Below are 23,566 nucleotides of genomic sequence, written 5' to 3'. Positions count from 1 at the left end.
CATGGATGTGACTACTTTTTTATAGACCCTTAACTTATCTTAATTTAAGGACGCTTGGCATGACAGTAGAGAAACCTTGGCTTGCTCAATACCCAGAAAACGTACCCAAGACCATTAATCCCGATCAATATGAAAGCCTCATAGAGTTGTATGAAGAGTGCTTCAACCGTTTTCGTATGCATCCGATGACTATCTGCATGGGTGTGACTCATACTTATGATGACGTTGACAAAGCATCATTGGCAGTAGCAGCATGGTTACAAGCTCAAGGCTTACCTAAAGGCAGCGTCGTGGCACTCATGATGCCAAACGTCCCACAATATTTACCAATCATGATTGGTATCTTACGCGCAGGTTACGTCTGTACCCCGATCAACCCACTATATACAGGTCGCGAGCTGCGTCATCAATTGAATGACTCAGGCGCTCAGGTGATTTTTGTGGTGGATAACTTTGCTCAAGCGCTAGAGCAGGTTATCGAAGAAACCAATATCAAACGGATTGTCCTCTCAAAAATGGGCGATATGATGGGCTTAAAAGGTATTTTGGTAAATACCATTATCCGTCAAGTCAAACGCTTAGTGCCTAAATACAATCTAAATGACCCTAAGTACAACGTCACGAAATTCCCTGAAGTACTGAAAAAAGGACGTAATCTACCGCTTCAAGCACCCAAAGCCACCTTGCAGCAAAAAGCGATTTTGCAGTACACAGGCGGCACAACGGGTCTGTCTAAGGGTGCTGTTTTGACGCAGCGTAATGTCGTCGCAGCGGCGATGCAATCAGAAGCATGGTATCGTCCAGTCACCTCAGATATCAATGAGGTATATATCAATATGGTAATGGCATTGCCGCTCTATCATATTTTTGCGTTTATGCTCAGCTTACTTGGTATGCGTTCAGGCTACACTTTTATTCTAGTACCCAATCCGCGTGATATGCCAGGGTTTATCAAAACGCTATCAAAACAACCGTTCCATATTTTCCCTGCGGTAAACACTTTGTTTAAAGGTTTACTTGATCAGCCAAATTTCAAAGATTTGGACTTTAGCTCATTGCGTATCACTCAGGCGGGTGGTATGGCGGCAACCGAGCAAACAGCAGCCCGTTGGTTAGAAGTTACTGGCTGTCCGATGGTTGAAGGTTGGGGTATGACTGAAGGTGTTGCAGCGGGTACCGCCAACGTCATTACTGATCGTAAGTTCAACGGTACAATCGGCATACCAGTTCCTAGTGTCGATATCATCGTCGTCGACGAAAATGGTGAACGTGTCGCCATGCATGAGGCAGGTGAGATGTGCATCAAAGGCCCAAACGTCATGTCAGGCTATTTCAATCGAGACAATACCAATGATTTCACAAGCGATGGTTACTTCCGTACTGGCGATATTGTGAGCATGGATGAAAAAGGCTACTTCACTTTACTAGACCGTAAAAAAGATATGATTTTGGTGTCAGGATTCAATGTATTTCCAAATGAGATTGAAGCGGTCATGCTTGACCATGAAGGTATCGTCGATTGCGCCGTGATTGGTATCCCTGATGAAAAACAAGGTGAAGCCGTCAAAATCTATATTGTGCCTGCAGACAACAATGTCACCAAAGAAGACATCAAAGAGTTTGCATTAGACAATTTAACGGGTTATAAGTGCCCGCGTCATATCGAGTTTGTCAGCGAACTACCAAAAAGTAATGTCGGTAAAGTATTGCGTCAAAAGCTACGTGAGCAGCACATATCAGACAACCCGCAAACGCTATAATCTGTACATGATTATTTAGCCATAGAGACAAAAAAGCCCACTGTTATTAGAGTGGGCTTTTTTGTTTTTATTGCACGAGCGTGTTGCATCAGCTCAATCGACTCATCACTTGCAGCGGCAAACGCTTCATCGCCTGTCCCACGATTGACCATGGTAAGCTCGGTACGCACGCCTCTTCTACCTCGGCCTCAATCGCGGCAACGATCGCTTTGGTACCTGTCTCAGTATCGACTTCAAACGGCAATGGCTTGGCATTCGTATTAATCTCAGTACGGATGTAACCAGGATAAATAGTAGAGACCTTAATAGGCAACTTAGTCAATAGCATATCAGCACGAATCCCTTCTGCAAGATGTGCCAAACCTGCTTTACTCGCGCCATAAGCTGTCAGGTGCTTAGGCAGGCCACGCATCGCTGACATGCTCGACATGACGACCAGATGACCACTGTTTTGAGCCCGAAAGATATTCATCGCCGCTTCGCATTGTGCCAATGCCGAGATGAAATTAATCTCAACGGTACGGCGATTGGTATCAAAACGTCCTTTACCAATACGGCGACTATCGCCAATCCCTGCATTGACCACGATACGATCAATAGTGCCAAAGTCAGCAGCAAATGCGTCAAATACCTTAAAAACAGCATCATAATCACTGACATCTAACGCTTGGTATTCAACGCGTATATTAGGATATGCTGCTACCAGCTCTGACTGCAAGCGCTCTAAACGATCAGTACGGCGCGCACAGATAGCAAGATTATAACCAAGCTTAGCAAACAATCTTGCCATACCCTCGCCCAATCCTGAGCTTGCTCCTGTGATCAGGACGGTTTTGCCTTGACCAACCTGCTGTTTGTTTAGGTCTTTTAGATAGCGTGATGGCTGAACGGCGCTAAATACCTGAGCTTTACTTTGTTTGGCGCTTTTAGTGACTAAATTAAGCAGTTTGTGTTGCATAAGCCCTCCCTTGTATCGACTCTAAATGACACTCCAGTTTTATAGATCCTCTGTACCAACGACAAAAACTGGTTGACTAAAATCGTTTATTGTAATGGCTAATGCTCTACAAATACGTGGCGATTATGTATAAAAGCGCATCCAAACCCATTGACTCAATTATCGCCACGTCACAAACTGCTTACCTTCAGAAAATAGATGACTGTATTCATTTAAAGACAATAAATGCGCGCGCTGACTCTTTAGAGTTATCGATGTCACGCCCGTATTGACTAAGCTCTTATTTAACTGATAAGCGGTTTGACTGCCTTGGCTCAGTAGCTGTGCGGTAATGGCAGCGATGACACCGCCTGAGGTAAAGACCAATACAGTGCTATTTTGGTCTAAGCGCATATCGGCTATCTTTGTACGTACTTGTTCAAGCGCTTGCTGCGCACGTTCATTAAACTGCGGCCAGCTTTCAATATAATCCTGATCATTGTTGCCACCATGCCAGCGCTGCATCGCTTGATCAAACAGCTCAGCAAGACGCCGATTTGGTGATTGAGCATTGGCAATTTCAGCGGATATCTCAGCTTGGTTATCAAAATCACCAGCGGATTTCACAAACACATCTTTGTGATTGAACTCGTCAAACTGTGGCAAAATATAGCTGTCAGGCTCATCAAAGTTGATGACTGTCGCAATGGCCATGTCGTCATTATTGGCCTGAGCAAACGGTTGATACCCTTGCCAAAAGTGGCGAGCAGAGTCTTGTTGCCTGACCAGATTACCCGTAAATATCGCATCGATACGGCGCTGAGTATTTGCATAGTGTTGACCCAGCATTTTTGCTTGGGTTTCACCTAGCTCTGACAGCCGATCATAGTTTTCTTGACCAAAAGAAGCCTGACCATGACGGGCTAAAAGTATGGTTGTCATAAAATACTGCCTTTTATTATATTGTCCAAATTGCGATTTTTCTTATACTTCAGCTGAATCAGAGGGCTTAGCAAAATAGCCTTTTGGTAAAATGCCTTTCACTACTTTTTGTACAGGGTCTGGCAATTTCTCAATCGTTGCCGCATCGACTCCTCTGTCTTCTAAATATGGCTGAACGTGTGTATTGAACAGCGCTTCGCCTTCATATTGTGCAATCAGTTTGAGACATTTGGCATGCATGACATGTATGGCAAGCCACGCGTTTTTAAATGCTGGATTGGTGGTTTGTTTATGGTAGTAGCGATAGTAGATTTGCTGAATGATACCTGATAGACGAAACAGCCCAAACACTTCATAAAAGGTCCAGTTATCTATCTGTAGTCCAGATTTTTCTAGATAATAAGCAACCACTTCGTCACGCGTCATCATACCTTCTAAGTGAGTTGGCTGGCGACGAAACTGCTGCATGACAATATTGTCGTCTTCCTCAATCCAGTAAGCCAACGCACTACCCAAGTCCATTAGTGGATCGCCAAGGGTTGCCATCTCCCAATCGAGGACTCCGATAACTTTAGTCGGCTCGTTTGCATCGAGTATGACGTTGTCAAAGCGCCAGTCATTGTGAATAATGCACGTTTTGCTATCAGCAGGGGTATGCTTTTTGAGCCACTGTCTGACCAAGGCAAAGCTTGGGACGTTGGGTGTCTTTGCTTTGATATAACGCTTGTCCCAGCCACTAATTTGGCGGGCGCAATAGCCATCACCGCGACCCAAATCAACCAAATCAGGATGCGCTGTGTAATCTATTTGATGCAGCTCTACCAACGCATCCAAAACATTGGTACAAAGCTGACGGATTTGTTCAGGATCCAGATCGACCCCTTTTGGTAAATTGGCACGGGGAATGATCCCTTCCATACGCTCCATCACATAAAAATCAGCACCGATGACAGATTCATCTGTACATAGCGCAATCATCTCGGGCACATAAGGATAAGCATTTTTTAATGCTTTTTGAACGGTATATTCGCGTACCATGTCGTGCGCAGATTTTGCCTTGGTACCTTTTGGTGGACGGCGTAAGATAAGATCTTGGTTTTTATCATCGCCTTCATATTGTAAGCGATACGTCCAGTTAGAAGCCCCGCCTGAGAACTGAGTGACTGTAGGCTCGCCTACGACATCGACACCTTGGCTACGTAGCCATTCACTTACCGCTTTGGCATCAAGCTCCTCACCCTCACGTACGGCACCGCCTTTATCTAATACTCTATGGTCAGTTGACATGTGACATTCCTTATCATGTGATCAGTTATTTTTATAACTTATGCTTATAGTAGTAAAAAACAGTCATAGTGATGAAAAATTCACTACTAAATCGTTAATAGTGAATTTCCAGTTTTTTATTTTCAGCAATAGTGGCGTGAACAACTTAAGGTTTACTCACACCCAATGATTAATATTAGGCTTTGTTAGACTTAGAACGGCTAAAGCCCTGACGCTTTAGCTCTAGCTTGGCAATCATGGTTTTATGTACTTCATCAGGACCATCTGCCAACCGTAGCACACGAGCTTGCGCATAGAAATTTGGTAACAAAGTGTCTTGGCACACACCCATGCCACCATGAATCTGAATCGCCATATCAACCACTTCTTGTAACACCGTTGGCGCAACCACTTTGATCGCAGAGATTTCAGTGAGTGCCGCTTTGGTTCCTTGAGCATCCATTTTTTGCGCTGCATAAAGGGTTAGCAAGCGCGCTTGATCAATTTTGATACGCGCCTCAGAGATACGCTCAAAGTTTCCACCCAATTGTAGTAATGGTTTACCAAAGGCCGTGCGCGACATGCCGCGTTTCACCGCCAGCTCTAAAGACTTCTCAGCCGCGCCGATACAACGCATGCAGTGATGAATACGACCTGGCCCCAAGCGACCTTGCGCAATCTCAAAACCCTTACCCGGCCCACCAATAAAGTGACTGACGGGCACACGTACATTATCAAAGCTAATCTCACCATGACCGTGCGGCGCATCATAATCGCCAAACACTTTAAGCATACGTTTGATATTCACACCCGCAGTATTGACTGGTACCAGCACCATCGAATGCTGATGATGACGATCTGCGCTTTCATCCGCGGTATAGGCCATAACAATCAAAATATCAACCGCAGGATCGCCAAGGCCCGATGACCACCATTTGCTACCGTTAATGACAATTTCATCACCATCGACCACAGCAGTTGCTTGCATATTGGTGGCATCGCTTGAGGCCACATCAGGCTCAGTCATACAAAACACTGAGCGGGTCTCACCTTCTAATAGCGGCGTGAGCCATTTGTCTTGCTGTTCTTGCGTACCATAGCGCCATAATAGCTCCATATTGCCGCTGTCAGGCGCATTGCAGTTAAACACATGCGGCGCGAGCAAACTGCGCCCCGTCAGCTCTGCAATCGGTGCATAGTCAGTGACTGAAAGCCCTGCACCTAAGGTGTCGTCAGGTAAGAATAAGTTCCATAAACCCGCTTCACGTGCTTGTTTGCGTAGGTTGTCATAAGCGTCTGGCCATTCCCAGTTTTCCCAGTTTCCATCAGGATTTTTCTTATGACATTCTTCCCAGAATTGGGCTTCGATGGGTTCAATATGCGTTTCAATGAACGCTTTGACTTTGGCATGCATGGCTTGACCATGTTCCGTTGCGGTAAACATTAAATTGTCGCTAGACATAAATGACTTCCTTTTCTTTATTGATTGTCTAAATCGGGTTTTGACAAAAAGCTCTGCGAGATCTTTAATGCGAGCTTTAGTGTACTGACGTATACTGTTTTCTGTATCCTACATTTATAACACAGCAATTATGATTAAACAGCAAAAAGGCGCGACCCGTTAGGACACGCCTTTTACAAAATACAAACAGTGTATTGCTGAACATATGACCGCTAAAATATTAGCTATCAGACATCATAATGATATCTAACACTATTTTAGAATATTCAAACGGCTGTTTAGCTCAAAACGTGCGAGCGCATCTGGCAGTTTATCCACTGCCATACTGAGCGTCGCTTCTGCGGCTTGCGCAAGGCCCAGCTTCTCTGCCAGCGTCGGCTTTTGACGTGAATGTAATGCGTACACCTCATTGTCTTCCATACGCTCTAAGATGTAGCTGTCAGAGGTCTGCAAGCTGTCAATCAGGTTAAGCTTCAACGCATCTTCACCATACCAATGCTCACCTGTGGCTACTTTGGCAACATCAAGTTCTGGACGATAGGTATTGACGAAATGCTTGAATAGCTCGTGCGTCTGCTCTAGCTCTTCTTGGTACTTGGCACGATCTTCGGCATCGTTTTCGCCAAACACAGTCACCGTGCGTTTATAGTCGCCAGCCGTAAACATCTCATAATCGACATCATGGTTTTTGAGCCATTTATGAAAGTTTGGCAATTGTGACACCACGCCGATTGAGCCAATAATCGCAAATGGCGCTGCCACCACATTGTCTGCCACGCACGCCATCATGTAGCCACCACTTGCCGCTACCTTATCGACGCAGACCGTTAGCTTTAGACCAGCGTCCTTTAAGCGCACCAATTGCGCGGCTGCCAATCCATAACCATGCACCAAACCGCCACCTGATTCGAGGCGTACAATCACTTCATCGCCTTTGTTAGCCGTACTGATTAAGGTGCTGATTTCTTCGCGCAGATGCTTAACGGCAGTGGCTTTGATATCACCTTCAAAATCCAAAACAAAAACTTGCGAGGCATTGTCAGGATTTTTTTTCTGCTTTTTACTTTTTGCTTTTAGCGCCTGCTTGGCTTTTTTTGCCATAGTTTTTTTGAATGCTTTAAGCGCAGCTTTGCCTTGGGTGGCTTCCATTAAATCTTCACGGCGCTGTTTTTGCGCTTCATTTAAGTGTCTTACTTTTAGCTCAACCGGGTTTTTTGGTGGATGAAATAGCATGATTACAAATCCTCAAGTCAGTAGGTATATCACTATAGATGTTTTTATTCAGGTACGGTTGATATGCGCACGCTCGCTGTTATTTTCAAGCAAAATGACAATATTTAACCTAATATAGATATCGCTCAATAAATACAGCCGATACCAATGCATGGCTACGCTTTGATTGAACTCAGCCGGTTGTATAACAAAGGTAGATTAGGCATAATATGCGTTTATATCAAATTTTCTGCAGCCAACGTGATGACCCTTTGTCTTGATCGCGTTGTTTGTGTGTTTTTTTGGCAAATCGCTTGAAAAGCACAGCAGTGGCTGCATTATTGTACTTCGAATTGGGCTGATAACTGGATAACAATATTATGACGCAAAGCACTATGACGCAAAGCGAATACCGAGACGAATATTGCGGAGCTGTAACCGAGAGCTTGCTTGAGCAAACCATTAGTATCGTAGGCTGGGTACATCGTCGTCGCGATCACGGTGGCGTGATTTTCTTAGACATGCGTGACCGCGCGGGTATCTTGCAGGTGGTTGTCGATCCTGATACACCAGAAGCTTTTGCAACGGCCGATGCGGTACGTCCTGAATACGTACTAAAAATCACTGGCCGCGTACGTCGTCGTTATGAAGGTACTGAAAATAACAATATGACCAGTGGCCAAATTGAGCTATTGGGCAAAGAAATTGAAGTACTGGCCAAATCTGAAACACCGCCATTCCCATTGAATGACGAAAAAACGACTGTGTCAGAAGACTTACGTCTAAAATATCGCTATCTCGATATGCGTCGTCCGCACATGCAAGAGCGTATGGTATTCCGTGCCAAGGCCACCTCAGCGATTCGTCGTTATCTCGACGATCACGGTTTCTTGGATGTAGAGACGCCTATTTTGACTCGTGCAACGCCTGAAGGTGCGCGTGATTATCTTGTGCCATCACGTACCCGTCCTGGTAACTTCTTTGCCCTGCCGCAGTCACCACAGCTATTTAAGCAATTATTGATGGTGTCAGGTTTTGACCGTTATTATCAAATCGCGAAATGCTTCCGTGATGAAGATTTACGTGCCGATCGTCAGCCTGAGTTCACTCAGGTGGATATCGAGACATCTTTCTTGAACGAAGAAGAGATCATGAACATCAACGAGGGTCTGATCAAGCATTTGTTCAAGACCATGATGGATGTTGAGTTTGAAGACTTCCCTCGCATGACTTATGCTGAAGCAATGCGCGACTATGCATCAGACAAGCCTGATTTACGTATTCCACTGAAACTGGTTGACGTTGCCGATTTGATGAAAGACGTTGATTTCAAGGTATTTGCCGGTCCTGCTAACGATCCTAAAGGTCGCGTCGCTGCCCTTCGCATTCCTGGTGGCGCTTCATTAAGCCGTAAGCAAATCGATGCTTATACCAAATTCGTCGGTATCTATGGCGCACGCGGTTTGGCTTATATCAAAGTCAATGACGCAAGCCTCATCACCAATGGTGTGGATAAAGAGTCTGGCCTACAATCACCAATCATCAAAAATATGACTGATGATGTACTTGTGAGCTTGATTGAGCGTACTGCTGCAGAAGATGGCGATATTATCTTCTTTGGTGCAGATAAAGCCAGTATCGTGAATGACGCAATCGGCGCATTACGCCAGAAAATCGGTCTAGACTTAGACATGACCACTTGTGAGTGGGCGCCGCTATGGGTGACTGACTTCCCGATGTTTGAGCAAACCGATGACGGTCAATGGACGTCAATGCATCATCCATTTACCAAGCCTAGAGGCTCTGTTGAAGAGTTAAAAAACAACCCAGAGTCTGCGCTATCTATCGCTTACGATATGGTGTTGAACGGCACTGAGATTGGTGGTGGTAGCTTACGTATCAATACTTATGATATGCAGCAAGCCGTCCTTGAGGCATTGGGTATCGGCGAGCAAGAAGCAGAAGACAAGTTTGGTTTCTTACTTGATGCCCTAAAATTCGGTGCACCACCGCACGGCGGTTTGGCGTTTGGTTTGGATCGCTTGATTATGCTTATGGTAGGCGCTGACTCTATCCGTGATGTGATCGCATTTCCGAAAACCAAAACTGCTGAGTGCCCACTAACTCAAGCTCCTGCTGGAGTGGATAGTAAGCAGCTACGTGATCTTGGTATCCGTGTGCGTGAAAAAGCACAGGCTGACACCAACAAACCTGCTCAATAAAACTTTTGATGATGTACTATTGCTGTCTACAGTGCTTGTTACGCGATTCATCGCCATGTGAGTGGTTATGAATCCGTATCATGTTTTCAAATTCGTGCCACTGTCTGTACTACAGATGCTGGCACGTTTTGTCGCTTGGGTGATCGTCAAGATACCAAGTCTTAGCATCATGCGTACCATTCATATTAATATGGCGCTGATTACTGACAAATTGTCTGAGCCACAAAAACGCGCACTGACCAAAGACATCATCTATCATCAATGTCTGAGCAGTATCGAATCTATCAAAAGCTGGGCAATGCCACCTGAATGGAGTATTGCCCAGATTCGTGACGTCCATAATAAAGATATTCTACTAGAAGGTCTTGCCAATCCCAACGGCATGCTGGCTATCGTCCCTCATCTTGGTACATGGGAGATGATGAACGCGTGGCTCAATCAGTTTGGTTCGCCAACTATTATGTACAAGCCTGTAGACGGCAGATTCGCTAATGAATTTATCTTGCAAGGTCGTGCGCGTCTCAATGCAACCTTGGTGCCTACCGATGGTAGCGGTGTTAAAGCCGTGTTTAAAACCCTCAAGCAAGGCGGCTTTAGTATTGTATTACCAGACCACGTCCCAGATCCGTCAGGCGGCGTAGTCGTTCCTTTCTTTGGTATCAAAACATTAACCAGTACCCTTGCCTCAAAACTGGCGAGCAAAACCAAATGTGACTTAGTTGGCTTGTCTTGTATTCGTCGTAATGATGGACGCGGTTTTGATATTTACTGCTATAAGCTCGACGATCCAGCGCTATATGACCGCAATACCGAAGTCGCGACTCACGCACTCAATCAAGCCATGGAGCATATGATTAAAGACAACTATAGTCACTATATGTGGGGCTATCGACGTTTTAAGCGCATACCAAATCTAGGCAATCCTTACCGAAAAGATAAAGCCACTTTAGCAGCCTTTATTCAGTCTCATCACGCTACTGGTAGTCGTTCTGGTAACGATGTAAGTGGTTCTTTCACTGATGACACTAACATCGATAATCGCAAGTAATAACTGTACTATCGTTTACTGATTTAGACATATCATCAATCACAGTTATGCTAATATTGGCTAAGTTCTGTACCCTCTAATTTCTATTAGCCCTTCATTTACCTCACTATTATCTCACTACGAGTGCATTATGACATCTGACGTAACTAAAACCTTACCTATAGAACCAACACAAAACCATACTGCTGAACAGCGTTATATTATTTGTATGAAATGGGGTGATAAATACGGTCCTGAATACGTCAATCGTTTGTACAATATGGTGAGCCGTCATCTGAGCTTAGATTTTCAAATGGTTTGCCTAACTGATGACAGCACAGGTATTGATCCTGCGATTGCTTGTTATCCTATACCTGACATAGATCTACCAGCAGGTCCTGAACGTGGTTGGAAAAAGCTCACGACCTTTAAACCTGAGCTATATGATTTAAAAGGGGTGGCACTATTCTTAGATATTGATATTGTGATTGTCGATAATATTGATGCGTTTTTCACTTATCAAGCGAAGCACGAAGACAGTGTGGTCATTATCCGCGACTGGAAAAAGCCGTGGCGTATGATTGGTAATAGCTCCGTGTATCGCTTCAATGTTGGCATGAATACCTATCCTGATTTGCTGGCAAACTTTGAGCGCAATTTTGAGACTATTCGCACGCAAGTGCGTCACGAGCAGGCTTACCTCTCTAACTATTTGCGCGAGCATCATCACCTAGAGTACTGGGATAAGACATGGTGCGTGAGCTTCAAGTATCAATGTATCGCGCCCATCCCTTTTAACTTTGTGCGAGCGCCTGCTCTACCTGATAATGCAAAAATCGTCATCTTTCATGGTGAGATTAACCCGCCTGATGCCATTGCTGGTAGCGGCGGTAAATGGTATCGACATGTGAAACCAAGCCCATGGTTAAAGCAACACTGGCAGTAAATATATAGCCATGAACCATGTGTATATAGTTCACCATTAGTCCAAACAATTTGAAGGCAATGCATTAGGATACAAGTTATTTGAGATCAATGACTGGAACATAGTATGGCGTTATATTTGAGGTTACCTGCTACCGCTGGGTTCAACATTGATAGCGAGCTCATCGTTATTAGTGCTTTTAATGCCAATGAAGCAGAGCAAAGTTTGCTTGGACAAGACGTCAATATTATTGCCTCAGGGCCATCGGTACAACAACTATCGTTGTCAGAACTATTAGACACGCCCACTATTTTTGTCAACGGTAGTATCAGCCTTACTGAGCACCACGCCTTCGATCATATTGCTGGTTATGTCATCAGTGATGCGCGCTTTATCAATCATCAACCTGAAATTCTACGTCAGTATTATACAGGTCAACCTTTGTATGCAACATTAGCCGTCTTTGAAGCGATGGCCACGACTCACCCTGATATCATGCGCACGCACCATCATGCCATGCGGGTATTGTATCCAGTAGACAGACCCTGGGGGGGGTCAAATCAAATAAGCTATCATTCAATAAGCTCATATTTAAGAAAAAACGCCTGAATAAGAAAATGCCTTTATCCTACTTTATCAATCATCCGAATTTTGTTATTGATAGCGGTCAAAGCGCAACTGAGATCGGCGTCTCACTCAATGTTACTCATGGATTTGTCGAGGCGGGTACGGTTGCTTACGTAGCCACACAGCTGGCTTTCTCACGCCATGCAGCGACCATTCACCTATATGGGATTGACTTACTCAATAGCGATCAACCACGGTTTTATGAAAACAACCACAACCGCGCGCCAAGCACGCTAAATAAAGTCATGAACGAGCGCATCGTACCTTCGTTTAACTTATTGGGTAGAACTTATAAGACTCACGGTATCGATGTCATCAATCACTCTCCTGTCTCCAAATCTCTATTTGATGATCTTTAGTCATTCTTATCTGATGAATTCAACGCTACACCGAACTCTAAATATTGCTGCGCGATATGATTTGGCAGTAGCTGCTGATTTAGCGGCACTATGTAATTCGTCAGATTGTTTACTGCTTGATCGATGAGTATCGCCAATCCCTCAATATCACCGACAGGTATCAAGTTTTTGACAGGTAGCAACTCTCTTGGACCAAATGGACAATCGGTACTGATTACTGGTACGCCAAGAGCTTGCGCCTCTACAATAACATAGCCAAAACCCTCGAATTTGGAAGTGAGCACCATCAATGCCGCTGAGGCAATGATCGGATAAGGATTACTCTGAAAGCCCAAAAACCTAACACGGTCACTAATATTAAGTTGAAACGCTAGCGCTTTAATCTCTGCTTCAAGCTTGCCTTTACCGACCAATACTAATGGCAGCTTCCGCTCTGTTTTCGCATAGGCTTGTAGCAAGTCTCGGTGACCTTTCATGGTATCGAATGAAGCCACATGAATAATATACTGTTTATCTGCTAAGCCAAACTGTTCGATATGTGGTTTTTGTAACGCTTTGCTTTGGATCCAAGTGGCATCGCAAGGATTATAAATGGTTGTGGTTTTAGTGATGTCTCCTAAAAGTGAGATTAATTCCTTGCGAGCGCCATCGCTGACGCAGCTACAGAAATGAGCACCATAGACCATACGTAAGTGACTTATCGTCTGTCGTGGTTTATCAGATAATTGATACTCAAACTGCTTAGATAGCGCGGTATGCAGCACATTCACGATGTTGGGTAATTGGCTGTACGCCATAATCCAATTCACTTTATAAATATTAGCCAATATCAGATTTGGTGTCCCTATTTGGCTAAGCACATACTCATCAATGCGCTTAGCGACTGCCTCGTAAGCCTGTGCCTGTTTAGAGTTTGGCTCAATATCTTGCTCAGAAAACATCTCATCGTATGGCACGATATGATAGTGAACGTCAGCATCTAACGGCATATCCTGTGTTTCTTCTAGACATAAAATATGGACGCTATGACCCATTTTTGCATAAGCACTTGCCAATGTAGTCACCATCCGCTCAGCACCGCGGCCTTCAAGCGCTTTTAAAATAAATAGAATGATGGGCATTGATATCTCAACTTGGTTTTTTGAATGATAGTCATACAAGGCATCCATGTTCACAATGATTGCAGGATTTTGGTTCTTTATGCTAGTCTCATCTACTTTTATTCACTACAGTATAAGCTAGGCTTATCAACTGACGCGTAAAAAGTCATGAATATTGTTGATTTTATAAATCAGTTAACCCTTGCTAATACAGGTATCAATAAATATCATAGCTGATCTAAGTAGAATCAACATTTAAATAGAATGTATAGCCACTAAAGACACCTATTGAAAAAAAACAGGATCAATCATGCAGCAACTTGATGAGAAAGCAATAGACATTGTTATCGCTTGGGTGGATGGTTCAGACCCTGTACTCAAACAAAAAAGAGAGTCCTACAAGCCAAGTAACATCGTAGCGTCAGATGCCATAACTGCCACCCGCTTCGCAAGTGATGATGAGATATATTACAATATCGCCTCTATCATCAAATACGTGCCTTTTTGTCGTCATATTTATGTGGTCACCGACCAACAAAAACCTGCATTCATTGATGAATTTGCCAAGCAAAATATCTGTGCAGCAGATAAAATACGTATTGTCGATCACAAGGAAATATTTTCGGGTTATGAAGAATTTTTACCGACCTTCAACACTCGATCAATTGAGACGATGATTTGGAATATCCAAGGATTGTCTGACTATTTTATCTATATGAACGATGATTTCTTTTTTAATCAACCAGTGACGATAGATGACTTTTTAGACAGTGAGAAGCTAATCATTCATGGTGAGTGGCGTAAAAGTGCTGCTTTGAATGCCAAGCTCAACTTTCGAAAATCACGCTTTAAGTTGTTTGGCACACCGATACAGCCAAGGCATACTATCGCGCAAATGTTAAGTGCTAAAATACTGGGCATGAATCAGTTTTTTGAAATTCATCACTACCCTCATATTGTCGATAAAAATATCTTAAAGTCCCATTTGTTGAATCATCCGCAATTATTGACCGAGCAGATAAAATATAAATTTAGAGATGTGGCCCAAGTGAATCCTATAACGCTAATGAATCATCTAAAAATTCAAAAAGGCGAAGCAAGTTTAAAACCTAACACCTCTATCAACTATTTAAAAAATGAGAATAGCGTAGAAGATTTTATTCTTGCCTTAGAAGATAAAACTATTAAATATGGCTGTATTCAAAGTTTGGATCTTCTTGAGTCAGACTTATATAAAAAAATCAGTCAAGCCATGAGGCACAAATTCTTGGCTTATCTACCTGCTTCTTTGATAGCAAGCACCGATAAATAAATTTAAATATATTTAGTTTAAGATTGAATGGTGATTAATTTCACTTCCTCTTGATCTAAACCAATAAAAGCTCAAAAATCACTTGGATATATTATGAAAATAGCAGTAGTAGGTACAGGCTACGTAGGCTTATCGAATGCAATGCTGTTAGCACAGCATAATGAAGTCGTTGCTGTCGACATTGTCGCTGAAAAGGTAGAATTGCTAAATAATAAGCAGTCTCCTATAGAAGATACAGATATCGACAATTTTTTATTGAACAAAAAACTCAATTTTTCTGCAACGCTGGATGCCAAAGAAGCTTATAAAGATGCAGATTTCATCATCGTTGCCACGCCGACTGATTATGATACCAAGACCAATTATTTCAATACCTCCACAGTAGAAGCCGTCATTGAGCAAGTGCTGTTAGTGAATCAACAAGCAACCATTATTATTAAGTCTACAGTGCCAGTAGGTTACACAACCAGTATCAAAGAACGTTATGCCACTGATCGCATTATTTTTTCGCCTGAGTTTTTGCGAGAAGGTAAGGCACTACATGACAATCTTTATCCTTCACGTATCATTGTAGGCGCACAGACTGAGCAGGCTCGAATATTTGCCAATTTATTACTTGAAGGCGCAATCAAAAAAGACGTACCGCTATTGTTCGTTGAGCCAACAGAGGCAGAAGCCATTAAATTATTTTCTAATACTTATCTGGCAATGCGAGTAGCGTATTTTAATGAGCTTGATACTTATGCGCAGACGTTTGGACTCGACACCAAACAAATCATCGAAGGGATTGGCTTAGACCCTCGTATTGGCAATCATTATAATAACCCTTCCTTTGGCTATGGCGGCTACTGTCTGCCCAAAGATACTAAGCAGTTATTAGCAAATTACGATGAGGTGCCAAGCAACCTAATAAAAGCCATTGTCGATTCTAATAGAACCCGCAAAGACTTTATTGCCGATAAAATCATCGAAAGACAGCCAAAAATCGTGGGAATACATCGCCTAGTAATGAAAAGTGGGTCAGATAACTTTAGAGCATCTGCCATACAAGGCATCATGAAACGTATCAAGGCAAAAGGTATAGAAGTCGTTGTCTACGAGCCTGTGCTAAAAGAAGACAATTTCTTTAATTCGCGTGTGATTCAAGATTTAGAAGCCTTTAAATCAATGAGTGATGTCATTGTCGCAAACCGCCTATCTGATGAGATAAAAGATGTGGCTGATAAAGTGTTTACTCGAGATCTATTTGGGAGCGATTAATGAAAGTTTTAGTAACTGGGGCGGCAGGTTTTATTGGTTTTCATTTAATCAAGGCAATACTAGAAACAGATCTATCTGCTAAGGATTACTGTATCGTTGGTATCGACAATATCAACGATTATTATGATACAGATCTAAAAGAAGCGCGTTTGAGAATATTAGGTGAGATATCAGATCCAGAAAGTTTTGCGTTTATTAAGTTAGATCTGGCTGATCGTAAAGCCATGTCTGAACTTTTTGCAACCTATCAATTTGATATTGTCATCAATTTAGGTGCCCAAGCAGGTGTGCGCTATTCTATCGAAAACCCTAATGCGTATATCGACTCAAATGTGGTTGGCTTTGTTAATATTCTAGAAGGCTGTCGTCATCATGATGTCAAGCATCTGATCTATGCCAGCTCCAGTTCTGTTTATGGTATGAATATAAAGCAGCCATTCACGACGTCTGACTGTGTTGATTTTCCTATTAGTCTATATGCCGCCACCAAAAAATCCAACGAGCTTATGGCACATAGCTATAGCCATTTATATAATATTCCTACGACAGGATTAAGGTTCTTCACTGTTTATGGTCCTTACGGTCGACCTGATATGGCATATTTTTCGTTCACAAAGAAAATTCTAGCTGGCGAGCCAATTAATGTATTTAATAATGGTGATATGCAGCGTGACTTTACCTACATTGATGATATCGTCAACGGTATCATTCGCATTATGAATAAGGCCCCTTCGCCCCAGCATTCTACTATTACGACTGCAGCTGCCCCCTACAAGATTTACAACATTGGTAATAATCAGCCTGTCACTTTGCGCCGTTTTATTACTGCCATTGAAGATGCTTGTGGTAAAAAGGCACAGGAAAACTTATTGCCCATGCAAGCAGGCGACGTGCCTATTACTTACGCCGACATAGATGAGTTGGTAGAGGATACTGGCTTTAAACCTGAAACGAGTATCGAAGAAGGTATCAAAAAATTTGTCGATTGGTATAGACAATATTATTCAGTTTAAACAAATAACAATGATCTAAGGCTTATATCATAGAGATTAGGGCGCTAATATCTTTATATATTTTTAAAGGATTTTGATAACATGGCTACACCTTCAAGTTGGCAGAGAAAATTGATATTGATCTTTCGAAGCGAAAAAAGATTGAATGCGGGTAAGATTATCAAAACCTATAATGATAGAAGCTTTGATGAGATGAAAGCAACAACCATTACTGAATCAATGTGTGATATTGAAGCATTAACTAATGAGCGTAAAAGTACAGATTTAGAAAACCATTTGAATAACTTGAAATACAAATCGCTTGGTGAGTCTGAGCTCTGCTTTTATCACAACACACTTATTATACTAATGCGCCGTAAGTACAAAATAGATAAAACATTCGTTGAATTTGAAAGACTATGGGAAGCAGAGAGCGACTATTTATTGACACATCTGTCGTTGCGCTGGATTGTCTCTGCTTGCGATACGTTTATTGATCATTCAAACAATACTCATAGAGCAGCTATCTTGATGAATGTCGTAACTCTAATGAATACTTTACGTACTTATGAAACCAAAAACTTTCTGCAGTTATCCACTAATGCTGAATCTATGCCATTGCTAACTGAAAAAACCGATATGCTTTATGCTGGTGACTTGCCTCTGTACGATGGTCTTACTTATTTTCGTATCGGCACCGATGATAGCTTGAGAAATATGCGAAAACGCTATAATAAATTTCAGAAAGTTGATAAATTGGCCACGACCATGTTACTGGCAGTGTTTGAAAAACTGCAGAATAATGACAGTGCTTTTGCTACTCTACGGCAGTTGCACAGAGATGATTGGTCTAAATGGTGGTTGGATTAGTCTATTTCATATATTACTACACGACTACACCCTACACCTTTTATCAAGGCTGCAACCGAGTAATGTCTAACCATTAGTTCTCATAAAATCTATATATTGTTGAGCAATATTAATTGGTGATAACTCTTTGTCAAACGAGGACTGATATGTATCAGCCTTCTCCATTGCTTCATCCATCTTCTTAGCTAATGTATCAATATCTCCCACAGGGACGAGGTTGTGTGGTGGTAGCAACTCACTTGGACCCGATGGGCAGTCTGTACTGATAACAGGTGTCCCTAAAGCCAGTGATTCAGCAATAACCCGTCCAAATCCCTCAAAGACTGATGACAAAACCATAAACTGTGCTTTTTGGATATAAGGATATGGATTTTTTTGAAAACCTAAAAAATGTACACGGTTATCCAAACCTAAAGAAGTAACCAGCTCTTTCATTGACGCTAGCAATACACCTTCACCCAATAATAGAAGTGGCAATGTTTTCCGAGTCTTTGCATAACTTCTAATCAATACTTCATGAGCTTTTTGAGTCTTAAAACTACCAACGTGAATAATGTAACTGTCAAACTCTGGCTCAAACTCTGATGCCAATTGCACAATCTGTCTTTGGTCAATCGGGTTGTATATTGTCGTTGTATTCATCACACCCAATGTAGCTTGAAAGTCTTTTTCGACTCCTTTACTAATACATATACAAGGATGCCGAGAATATATATTGCTTAATCTTTTATCATTTGCTTTTTTGCCTTGGCTTCTAAACAATTCAATTTTTTTAGAAATAGTATTTCTAATTACGTGTGCAATATTGGGCAGACTACTATGGCGCAAGACCATATCGGCTTTATCTAAATTCGCTAGCGTCAATATTGGAGTACCAATCTCTTTGAGCACGTATCTGTCTAATACTTTTGCAAAATACCAGTACCTAAGACTTTTAGTAGGTATAGAGTTATAATCATTTAGGTCTAGTTGATGATAAGTAATATCATCATTGAGCTCATAAGCTACTTTGGATTTGAAGCGTAAAATATGGACATCATAACCTAACTCGTGAAAACCTTGTCCCAGCGTCAAGACCGAACGTTCTGCACCGCCACCTTGCAAGCAGTTAATAACCAATAGCACTTTTTCTTTACTATTCGAATTGTCTTTTTTTTCTGTAGTATTATCAATCATTTATTAAGTATTCTTAAAAATAAATATTTAGACTTAGAGATGTAGCGGCCCAACTGTTTTACCAGCTAAAGATTTTGGGTAAATTCTACGTATCTTTCTGCTATTTTGGCTGGTAGCAGCGCTTCATCGAATGGCGCATGAAACGCTTGCGGATTACTCATCGCTTGCTGCATTTTTGCGGCAATGGCATCAACATCGCCCATCGGCATTAAGTTACGTTCTGGTAGTAATTCACTTGGGCCTGATGGACAGTTGGTACTGATAACAGGAGTACCTAGCACAAGAGCTTCGGCAATAACTAAAGCAAAACCCTCCCAGTCAGAGGTCAGTATCTTAAACTGCGCATTTTTGATATAAGGGAAGGGATTATCACGAAATCCTAAAAATATCACTTTGTCTTCTAGGCTTAACTCTGTTACCAGTCGCTCTGTTTCACCTTTATGCTTACCTTGACCCAAGAGCAGTAAAGGCATAGATTGATCTGTTTTTGCATAAGCATTTACCAATACATCATGACGCTTGGCATCTTTAAAGCTACCCACATGGATAATATAGTTTTGGTAGTCAGGGACAAAAGCATTAGCCTGCTTTTGAATACTCTCTTTATCAATTGGATTATGAATGGCAGTGGTTGGCGTAATATGACCAAAGCTCTTAATAAAATCTTTTTGAGCGCCTTCACTGACACACACACAAGGATGCTTGGCATATATATCTATCATTCTTTGCTTTAACTGCTCAGCGTCGTGATTTTTATTAAACTTATAGAGTAGTGATACTGTATTATGAATAATATAAGTGATATTAGGCAGTTTACTATTACTTAGTATACTATCGGCACGATCTAAGTTGGACAGTATGATGTCAGGCTGACCGATATTTTTCGACACGTATTTATCAACAGCACGTGCAAAAATCTGGTCACGTCTTTGTGCCCCTGGTATAAGTTTATACGGCTTAAACTTAAGTACATGGTAGTTAAGATTCGGACTTAAGTCATATTGTACTAACGGCTTAAATCTTAGAATATGTACTTCATAGCCCAATTCATAAAACCCTTGCCCCAATGTTAATACGACACGTTCCGCACCACCGCCCTGTAGACAATTAATAACGAGTAACACTGTTTTTTTATGCTGCTTCATACACGATAACCTATGGAGTAATTTTTCATTTTCTTAGAAAGGCTTATCATTGCTTCATTAAAAAACTAGCGTTTAAATAGCTTCGAAAAAAATGATTTAGAAGCGTGTGGACGAGTCACCTTATTACCGGTATAACCTTCTTGAGATTTTTTAGGAAAATGACCAAAAGGTTCCACCCTATAACTGTCTAAATCGTATCCAGCAGCAAGTGCTTCGTTATAATATTCATCAAAAACCTCAGATAAATCCTGCCTCGGGTGCGACATTATTTCACCGTCAAACCAGTGCTCGATACCTTCTTCACTGACTCTAGGTAATGAATATTTATGACTGAACTGCGTACCCATATCTGAATAATGCAAAATCCTAATATCTTCTAACGCTAAGTTTTCGCCATCTATACAGTTGTAACTATCCTGATAAGGCTCAATGAGCTGATTATTATTTTTAAATACAGCCATCATTTCTTTATGGCTTTTGGGATCTTTCCTGAGTTTTTTAATTGGTAGGACAATGTTTTTTGCCGCCTTGCAATCCCATACGCATGTACACAATCGAGTCATATCCGCATTAGTCTTAGCAGCTACAACAGACTGTCCTTCAATAGGATGGTGCCACAGCTTTGCCAAATCATCTAAAATAATGACATCAGCGTCCATGTAGATGGCACGACCAGAGTATTGACAGTACTCTGGAATTGCCCAGCGAAAGCCTGAAAAAGGCGTTGACCATTTAGTGGTATTCCAACCCTCTCCAGTCTCAGGATTAGAATACCAATAGCTATTAGGATCACGTGACAGCTGCATCCATACTATCTCAACGGGTACACTGGTATGTTTATGAATACTATAATCTAATACCATCATCTGCTCTAGATCACAGTTATTTGGGTCACAACCAACAAAGACTTTAATAGTATCTTCTGTATTCATAATTTTATCCGTTCACTGACTAATGTTTATCTTTGCTAATGCAATGCGATAATACTCAAATATATAATGGGACCTATTCTTTCCAGTACTTTTCGATCCACCCTACTGGCAAGATAAAATGACGCAAGTGACGTAGCGGTCTTTTTAGATTTTTGGGCTCAGCTAATCTTTTTAAATGATCTTTGGCATTGTTAGCAGCATTTTTATTATATCTACCTTCGATCGCATGTGTAGGATATAAGTCGCCAGGGAAAATAACAATTCGAGCACCTTTAGGAATCTTTGGTTCTTTGATATAGTTAAGTGGGAACGGTTGACGACATTTGCGTCTAAAGTGCGCAACCCATGCTTTTGGAAACAGCTTGACACCGCCTGGGGCGTTACGCGTCACAAAGCGCTGCTCAAAACGATATTTGTCCGCGATGCCTTGTGGATCTGCTTTGAATTTTTCTTGTAGTGAGACAAGCGACCCTACCTGGAAGCGGAAGCAAGAAGTCTGGCCGAGGCGCTCTAGCGGGTTACTTGGGTTATAAGACAAAATAACATCGTCCGGCTCGCCATACTCAAAGAAAGGATCGAGGCTATCTACTATAATCACATCCAAATCTACAAATAATACTGTCCCTGTCAAATCACCTAACTTCTCACCCCACAAACGTGATTTTGGCCACTTGCCAAGTGTGTTGGTTGGCATGGTGACATCTAAAGGCGGTAATTCTTGGCATTCAATCTCAGGACGTACATCAGTAGTGTCGTCAGTAAAACAGACAAAACGAAACGGTGGCGTAATATTGCGAGATACCATGCCATACAGTTTATTGGCGTAATCAGCCCCGTACTTTGTACCCCATTTAATACAAATAATTTGTTTGATATTTTTATTATCTACTGTACTAGAATCTATTGGCATGGACTGCTCACTTTAATCTTAAGAATAAATATGATGGCTATATTAGCATAAAAAAAAGACTGAACAATTATGTTCAGCCTTTTTGGTCTTTAAACTAACGACTTTATTAGTCAATAAAGCTTAACCAATCCATATATTTCTCATTACGACCATGAACCACATCAAAATATAGAGTTTGGAGTTTCTCAGTCAATGGTCCGCGGCCGCCATTCCCGATAGTACGATCATCGTATTCGCGGATAGGTGTCACTTCAGCAGCGGTGCCTGTCATAAAGATCTCGTCTGCTAAGTAGAACTCATCACGAGTGATACGGCGCTCAACAACTTTGATGTCTAGATCAGCCGCGAACTGAAGGATAGTACGGCGAGTAATACCATCAAGCGCGCCGCCGCCCAGATCTGGCGTATGTAGCACACCGTCTTTGACCAAAAACAAGTTTTCGCCTGCGCCTTGGCAGACATAACCTTGTGGATCCATTAGGATGGCTTCGTCATAGCCATTGCGGGTGACTTCTTGATTGGCCATGATAGAGACAGGATAGTTGCTCGAGGCTTTGGCTTTACACATGGTCACATTGGTCATGTGGTGGGTAAATGATGAGGTTTTTACACGGATACCATTTTTGATACCTTCCTCACCAAGATATGCGCCCCAATGCCAAGCAGCAACCATGGCATTGATACTGTTATCACGCGAAGATAAGCCAAGCTTTTCTGCACCTACCCAAATAAGCGGACGAATATAAGCTTCTGCTAAGTTATTTTGCTTGACCACATCTTTATGTGCTTGCTCTAGCGTGGCCGCATCAAACGGCACGTCCATTTGAAAGATTTTCGCTGAACCAAGTAGACGTTCGGTGTGTTCTTTTAGACGAAAAATAGCGGTGCGGTTGTCAGCTGTTTGATAAGCGCGTACGCCTTCAAACACAGCCATGCCATAGTGCAAGCTATGGGTAAGCACATGAACGTTGGCATCTGGTTGTTCAATTATTGTGCCATTCATCCAAAGCTTACCGTCTTGTGTTGCCATATTCATTTTATAGTCCTTATGCTAGCGCTAACGTCTAACTTTTTTAAGTAGGTTTTATTTAGGGGGTATTGAACATTCGCAAATAGGCACTGCTGATCGC

21 protein-coding genes are annotated in these 23,566 nt (G+C 42.1%); 10 read left to right on the top strand and 11 right to left on the bottom strand.

The features are described 5' to 3' along the window. Positions 1 to 59 precede the first annotated feature (59 nt). A complete protein-coding gene (locus CUR83_RS06415) occupies positions 60 to 1,760 on the top strand; it encodes an AMP-binding protein (protein WP_093069102.1) in 1,701 nt (566 codons plus the stop codon). Between the two features lie 88 nt (positions 1,761 to 1,848). Here the strand turns inward: CUR83_RS06415 and CUR83_RS06410 are convergent, their stop codons facing one another. From CUR83_RS06410 to sohB, 5 genes are all read right to left on the bottom strand, one after another. Continuing rightward, on the bottom strand, positions 1,849 to 2,718 hold the full coding sequence (locus CUR83_RS06410) for an SDR family oxidoreductase (RefSeq protein ID WP_186474628.1): 870 nt from the start codon (positions 2,716 to 2,718) through the stop codon (positions 1,849 to 1,851). 159 nt (positions 2,719 to 2,877) lie between these two features. Then, on the bottom strand, positions 2,878 to 3,639 hold the full coding sequence (locus tag CUR83_RS06405) for a histidine phosphatase family protein (RefSeq protein ID WP_093069100.1): 762 nt from the start codon (positions 3,637 to 3,639) through the stop codon (positions 2,878 to 2,880). A 42-nt stretch (positions 3,640 to 3,681) separates the two neighbouring features. Further along, positions 3,682 to 4,926, bottom strand: a complete 1,245-nt coding sequence (locus CUR83_RS06400) for a phosphotransferase family protein (protein ID WP_284719324.1) — start codon at positions 4,924 to 4,926, stop codon at positions 3,682 to 3,684. Between the two features lie 175 nt (positions 4,927 to 5,101). Then, positions 5,102 to 6,349, bottom strand: a complete 1,248-nt coding sequence (locus tag CUR83_RS06395; RefSeq protein WP_071003587.1) for an acyl-CoA dehydrogenase family protein — start codon at positions 6,347 to 6,349, stop codon at positions 5,102 to 5,104. Between the two features lie 270 nt (positions 6,350 to 6,619). Next, a complete protein-coding gene (sohB, locus tag CUR83_RS06390) occupies positions 6,620 to 7,600 on the bottom strand; it encodes a protease SohB (RefSeq protein WP_071001464.1) in 981 nt (326 codons plus the stop codon). 374 nt (positions 7,601 to 7,974) lie between these two features. Here sohB and aspS point away from each other — a divergent pair, with 374 nt between their 5' ends. The 5 genes from aspS to CUR83_RS06365 all read left to right on the top strand — a co-directional run bounded on the left by aspS (position 7,975) and on the right by CUR83_RS06365 (position 12,739). After that, entirely contained in the window at positions 7,975 to 9,801 is a 1,827-nt protein-coding gene (aspS, locus tag CUR83_RS06385; RefSeq protein WP_284719826.1) for an aspartate--tRNA ligase, read from the top strand. A 67-nt stretch (positions 9,802 to 9,868) separates the two neighbouring features. Further along, a complete protein-coding gene (locus tag CUR83_RS06380; protein WP_284719323.1) occupies positions 9,869 to 10,849 on the top strand; it encodes a lysophospholipid acyltransferase family protein in 981 nt (326 codons plus the stop codon). A gap of 130 nt (positions 10,850 to 10,979) precedes the next feature. Further along, a complete protein-coding gene (locus CUR83_RS06375; RefSeq protein WP_284719322.1) occupies positions 10,980 to 11,774 on the top strand; it encodes a glycosyltransferase in 795 nt (264 codons plus the stop codon). Between the two features lie 105 nt (positions 11,775 to 11,879). Continuing rightward, entirely contained in the window at positions 11,880 to 12,362 is a 483-nt protein-coding gene (locus CUR83_RS06370; protein WP_227674310.1) for a hypothetical protein, read from the top strand. 8 nt (positions 12,363 to 12,370) lie between these two features. Continuing rightward, positions 12,371 to 12,739 carry a hypothetical protein gene (locus CUR83_RS06365; RefSeq protein ID WP_284719321.1) on the top strand — a complete coding sequence of 123 codons (369 nt, stop codon included), beginning with the start codon at positions 12,371 to 12,373 and terminating at the stop codon, positions 12,737 to 12,739. Here the strand turns inward: CUR83_RS06365 and CUR83_RS06360 are convergent. Continuing rightward, positions 12,736 to 13,860, bottom strand: coding sequence for a glycosyltransferase (locus CUR83_RS06360; RefSeq protein WP_284719320.1), 1,125 nt, complete (start codon positions 13,858 to 13,860; stop codon positions 12,736 to 12,738). The genes CUR83_RS06365 and CUR83_RS06360 overlap by 4 nt on opposite strands. Before the next feature lie 289 nt (positions 13,861 to 14,149). Between CUR83_RS06360 and CUR83_RS06355 the strand changes: the two genes are divergently transcribed. From CUR83_RS06355 to CUR83_RS06340, 4 genes are all read left to right on the top strand, one after another. Beyond that, positions 14,150 to 15,151: a stealth family protein gene (locus tag CUR83_RS06355; RefSeq protein ID WP_284719319.1), complete on the top strand. Its 1,002-nt coding sequence runs from the start codon at positions 14,150 to 14,152 to the stop codon at positions 15,149 to 15,151. Positions 15,152 to 15,244: 93 nt separating this feature from the next. Continuing rightward, positions 15,245 to 16,411 carry a nucleotide sugar dehydrogenase gene (locus CUR83_RS06350; protein ID WP_093069086.1) on the top strand — a complete coding sequence of 389 codons (1,167 nt, stop codon included), beginning with the start codon at positions 15,245 to 15,247 and terminating at the stop codon, positions 16,409 to 16,411. Continuing rightward, positions 16,411 to 17,424, top strand: coding sequence for an NAD-dependent epimerase (locus tag CUR83_RS06345; RefSeq protein WP_093069079.1), 1,014 nt, complete (start codon positions 16,411 to 16,413; stop codon positions 17,422 to 17,424). The genes CUR83_RS06350 and CUR83_RS06345 overlap by 1 nt, the downstream gene beginning before the upstream one ends. An 81-nt stretch (positions 17,425 to 17,505) precedes the next feature. Beyond that, positions 17,506 to 18,273, top strand: a complete 768-nt coding sequence (locus CUR83_RS06340; RefSeq protein WP_284719318.1) for a hypothetical protein — start codon at positions 17,506 to 17,508, stop codon at positions 18,271 to 18,273. A gap of 66 nt (positions 18,274 to 18,339) precedes the next feature. Here the strand turns inward: CUR83_RS06340 and CUR83_RS06335 are convergent, their stop codons facing one another. The 5 genes from CUR83_RS06335 to CUR83_RS06315 form a co-directional block, all read right to left on the bottom strand. After that, positions 18,340 to 19,449 (bottom strand): glycosyltransferase, encoded by a 1,110-nt coding sequence (locus CUR83_RS06335; protein WP_071001456.1) that lies wholly within the window; start codon positions 19,447 to 19,449, stop codon positions 18,340 to 18,342. Between the two features lie 65 nt (positions 19,450 to 19,514). Beyond that, entirely contained in the window at positions 19,515 to 20,594 is a 1,080-nt protein-coding gene (locus CUR83_RS06330; RefSeq protein WP_071001455.1) for a glycosyltransferase, read from the bottom strand. Between the two features lie 65 nt (positions 20,595 to 20,659). Continuing rightward, positions 20,660 to 21,526 carry a glycosyltransferase gene (locus CUR83_RS06325; RefSeq protein ID WP_284719317.1) on the bottom strand — a complete coding sequence of 289 codons (867 nt, stop codon included), beginning with the start codon at positions 21,524 to 21,526 and terminating at the stop codon, positions 20,660 to 20,662. A gap of 73 nt (positions 21,527 to 21,599) precedes the next feature. After that, positions 21,600 to 22,436 carry a glycosyl transferase gene (locus CUR83_RS06320; protein WP_071001453.1) on the bottom strand — a complete coding sequence of 279 codons (837 nt, stop codon included), beginning with the start codon at positions 22,434 to 22,436 and terminating at the stop codon, positions 21,600 to 21,602. Positions 22,437 to 22,542: 106 nt separating this feature from the next. Further along, the gene (locus CUR83_RS06315) at positions 22,543 to 23,472 is read right to left on the bottom strand and encodes a branched-chain amino acid transaminase (protein ID WP_071001452.1); all 930 of its coding nucleotides are present in this window, start codon (positions 23,470 to 23,472) and stop codon (positions 22,543 to 22,545) included. Between the last annotated feature and the right edge of the window lie 94 nt (positions 23,473 to 23,566).

The sequence above is a fragment of the Psychrobacter pocilloporae genome, assembly GCF_029872915.1.
Taxonomy (GTDB): domain Bacteria; phylum Pseudomonadota; class Gammaproteobacteria; order Pseudomonadales; family Moraxellaceae; genus Psychrobacter; species Psychrobacter pacificensis.
This window is presented reverse-complemented; position numbering and strand designations above follow the sequence as displayed.

Bases quoted from the DNA above. Each gene is read 5' to 3' on its own strand.
- CUR83_RS06415 (WP_093069102.1), top strand. From the start codon at position 60: ATGACAGTAGAGAAACCTTGGCTTGCTCAATACCCAGAAAACGTACCC.
- CUR83_RS06410 (WP_186474628.1), bottom strand. From the start codon at position 2,718: ATGCAACACAAACTGCTTAATTTAGTCACTAAAAGCGCCAAACAAAGT.
- CUR83_RS06405 (WP_093069100.1), bottom strand. From the start codon at position 3,639: ATGACAACCATACTTTTAGCCCGTCATGGTCAGGCTTCTTTTGGTCAA.
- CUR83_RS06400 (WP_284719324.1), bottom strand. From the start codon at position 4,926: ATGTCAACTGACCATAGAGTATTAGATAAAGGCGGTGCCGTACGTGAG.
- CUR83_RS06395 (WP_071003587.1), bottom strand. From the start codon at position 6,349: ATGTTTACCGCAACGGAACATGGTCAAGCCATGCATGCCAAAGTCAAA.
- sohB (WP_071001464.1), bottom strand. From the start codon at position 7,600: ATGCTATTTCATCCACCAAAAAACCCGGTTGAGCTAAAAGTAAGACAC.
- aspS (WP_284719826.1), top strand. From the start codon at position 7,975: ATGACGCAAAGCGAATACCGAGACGAATATTGCGGAGCTGTAACCGAG.
- CUR83_RS06380 (WP_284719323.1), top strand. From the start codon at position 9,869: ATGAATCCGTATCATGTTTTCAAATTCGTGCCACTGTCTGTACTACAG.
- CUR83_RS06375 (WP_284719322.1), top strand. From the start codon at position 10,980: ATGACATCTGACGTAACTAAAACCTTACCTATAGAACCAACACAAAAC.
- CUR83_RS06370 (WP_227674310.1), top strand. From the start codon at position 11,880: ATGGCGTTATATTTGAGGTTACCTGCTACCGCTGGGTTCAACATTGAT.
- CUR83_RS06365 (WP_284719321.1), top strand. From the start codon at position 12,371: ATGCCTTTATCCTACTTTATCAATCATCCGAATTTTGTTATTGATAGC.
- CUR83_RS06360 (WP_284719320.1), bottom strand. From the start codon at position 13,860: ATGCCCATCATTCTATTTATTTTAAAAGCGCTTGAAGGCCGCGGTGCT.
- CUR83_RS06355 (WP_284719319.1), top strand. From the start codon at position 14,150: ATGCAGCAACTTGATGAGAAAGCAATAGACATTGTTATCGCTTGGGTG.
- CUR83_RS06350 (WP_093069086.1), top strand. From the start codon at position 15,245: ATGAAAATAGCAGTAGTAGGTACAGGCTACGTAGGCTTATCGAATGCA.
- CUR83_RS06345 (WP_093069079.1), top strand. From the start codon at position 16,411: ATGAAAGTTTTAGTAACTGGGGCGGCAGGTTTTATTGGTTTTCATTTA.
- CUR83_RS06340 (WP_284719318.1), top strand. From the start codon at position 17,506: ATGGCTACACCTTCAAGTTGGCAGAGAAAATTGATATTGATCTTTCGA.
- CUR83_RS06335 (WP_071001456.1), bottom strand. From the start codon at position 19,449: ATGATTGATAATACTACAGAAAAAAAAGACAATTCGAATAGTAAAGAA.
- CUR83_RS06330 (WP_071001455.1), bottom strand. From the start codon at position 20,594: ATGAAGCAGCATAAAAAAACAGTGTTACTCGTTATTAATTGTCTACAG.
- CUR83_RS06325 (WP_284719317.1), bottom strand. From the start codon at position 21,526: ATGAATACAGAAGATACTATTAAAGTCTTTGTTGGTTGTGACCCAAAT.
- CUR83_RS06320 (WP_071001453.1), bottom strand. From the start codon at position 22,436: ATGCCAATAGATTCTAGTACAGTAGATAATAAAAATATCAAACAAATT.
- CUR83_RS06315 (WP_071001452.1), bottom strand. From the start codon at position 23,472: ATGAATATGGCAACACAAGACGGTAAGCTTTGGATGAATGGCACAATA.